The sequence below is a fragment of the Streptomyces sp. LS1784 genome, assembly GCF_020103755.1.
In the GTDB taxonomy this organism is placed as follows: Bacteria; Actinomycetota; Actinomycetes; order Streptomycetales; family Streptomycetaceae; genus Kitasatospora.
In genome coordinates this window covers 1-812 of record NZ_JAHSQD010001191.1, presented here as the reverse complement: position 1 = coordinate 812, position 812 = coordinate 1, and the positions used below count along the sequence as shown (strand labels likewise).

Genomic DNA, 812 nt, shown 5'->3' with positions numbered 1-812 from the left:
CCACCCCGGCGCCCACCCGGTAGAGCCGGACCACGGCCAGGGCGCCGAGCAGCAGCGGAGTGACGGTCAGCGGGGCGTCCGCCGCCCCGCGCAGCACCGGCGCGCCGTGGCCCAGCAGCCAGAGCACCCCCGCCAACCGGGTGACGGCGGCCGCGCCGCCGTCCGCGTACGGCGTCACCACCCAGAGCCCGAGCACCGGCACCCCGACCGCCGCCAGGCCGACCAGCGCCGTCCGCACTCCCGTCAACAGGTCGGCCAGTGCGGGTCGCCCGCCCAACTCGCCGGGCGACTCAAGGATCGGACGGCCCATCAGCTGCGTCATGCGCCACATGGTGCCAAGGCGACTCGCCATGCTCCGTGAAGCGCCAAACCGCCGACGTGTCCCAGATTATTGGCTTATGCGCATTTTCAGACCCCACCCCCAAGCCGCCGGTGCCCCGGCCCGGAGCGTCTGATGACCACGCCACCCACCGCCGACTCCCCCACCCCGGAGCGCCACCGCAAGCGCGCCCACGCCGCAGCCGAAGCGGTCCACCCGCCGCGGAAACTGACCCCACGTGAGGCCCAGACCCTGGCCCACCTCGCGGCCGGCCACGACCTCCCCCGCACTGCCGCCGCCTTCGGTGTCACCCCCACCACCGCCCGCAGCTACCTCCAGCGCGCCCTGCGCAAGCTCGGCACCCGCACCGAGGCGGAGGCCCTCGCCCTGCTGGCCGACGCGCTGCCGCACCCCTCGGGCCCCTGCCCGACCGGGCGCCCGGCGGACTTCGCCGGCCTCGACCCGGCCGGCCCTGGACCGGCCTCGGCTGCCC

At 76.4% G+C, this 812-nt stretch carries 1 protein-coding gene and 1 pseudogene; one reads left to right on the top strand and one right to left on the bottom strand.

Annotated elements, in window-relative coordinates:
- Nucleotides 1-322, bottom strand: a pseudogene (locus KS423_RS46480) (hypothetical protein); the annotation flags it as partial.
- 132 nt (nucleotides 323-454) lie between these two features.
- Here KS423_RS46480 and KS423_RS46475 point away from each other — a divergent pair.
- The coding region (locus KS423_RS46475) for a LuxR C-terminal-related transcriptional regulator (RefSeq protein WP_224285659.1) at nucleotides 455-812 on the top strand (358 nt) is incomplete at its 3' end.